Source organism: Rhabdochromatium marinum, assembly GCF_016583795.1.
GTDB classification, from domain to species: Bacteria; Pseudomonadota; Gammaproteobacteria; order Chromatiales; family Chromatiaceae; genus Rhabdochromatium; species Rhabdochromatium marinum.
The window spans coordinates 1-1,089 of record NZ_NRRS01000182.1 but is presented as its reverse complement, the minus strand read 5'-3'; the positions used below and the strand labels follow the sequence as shown (position 1 = coordinate 1,089).

Annotated in this window: 2 protein-coding genes; one reads left to right on the top strand and one right to left on the bottom strand. The window is 59.0% G+C overall.

What is annotated here, in order from left to right:
- The first annotated feature begins 62 nt into the window (after nt 1-62).
- Nucleotides 63-692, top strand: a complete 630-nt coding sequence (locus CKO36_RS19180) for an Rpn family recombination-promoting nuclease/putative transposase (RefSeq protein ID WP_200286494.1) — start codon at nt 63-65, stop codon at nt 690-692.
- Between the two features lie 204 nt (nt 693-896).
- Here CKO36_RS19180 and CKO36_RS19440 read toward each other — a convergent pair.
- A partial coding sequence (locus tag CKO36_RS19440; protein ID WP_207161529.1) for a hypothetical protein occupies nt 897-1,089 on the bottom strand: 193 nt, incomplete at its 5' end.

Sequence of the window (1,089 nt, the reverse complement as noted above, 5' to 3'; positions counted from 1 at the left end):
GAGGGTGAGAACAAGCCGGGCGTACCACAGCGCTTCTTTGTCGCGAGGTGTTCGCGTGCCGGTTGATTTTCAACGGCGGATCGGGGCCATCGCAACCGCTCGCCACAGAGGTCAGCGGGAATTGCTGCATCGGCATTCACCTGCTGGACTTTAATCTGTTTAAGCAGCCCGAGCACCAAGATCAAGCCCTGTGGTGCTTCGAGCTGCGCGACGCCAAGCGCCCGCAGGTGCGGCTCGGGCGTGAACTGCAACTGAACATTGTCGAACTGCGCAAGGCCGACAAGCTAAAGCAACTGCCCGAGCGGCTGTCGGCCTGGATCGCTTATTTTGAACACTGGCGTGAGGAGGTCACGATGAGCAAGCTAACCCATCCCCCGGTGCAACAAGCGTATGCGAAATTGCGGGCCTTGAGCGCCGATGAGCAAGCGCGCTACTGGGCGGAGTCGCGTGCGAAGGCCCTGAGTGACGAGGCGACCTTGTTGTTTGAAGCGCGAGAGGAAGGGCGAGAGGAGGGACGTGAGGAAGGCGAAAAGGAAGGGCGTCGGCAAAGTGCGATGGCGATGTTACGCCGCACCCAGTTGGACGATGCCACGGTGGCCGAATTAACGGGGCTGTCGCTGGCGGATGTGCAGGGACTGCGCATGGGGTCTATCGAAGCGCTTGGAAATGCGACCGCCAAGCCACAGGACTGACGGGCCGTCTTGATGCGGGCGTGCCATCATCGCCAGCCGGAATTACCACTCGGGTCGATCTTCCTCTCAGTGCCTGCCGCAGAGCGTGGCACAGTGCGATTTTCGCCTCCGCATCGTCATGGACCAAGCGGATTTCTTGCGGGGCTTGGGGGATACCGGTGACGGTAGTGCCATGATCGATAGGATGCTTTGGTTTTGTTATAATCATGTCAACTTGAAATAGAAAATCAGTTTGTCCCATGCACTGCCCCGACTGTCATTCACAAAAGCGGCCTTGATCATCCCTCGGTCCAAAACCAACAATTTCAGTAGGTGATCAGCGCGAGGCATGGGGCGGCAGGAGTCCGGGAAAGGCGTAGTCTTGGAGGTGCAACCCAACCCAAGGACAGCGCCGATG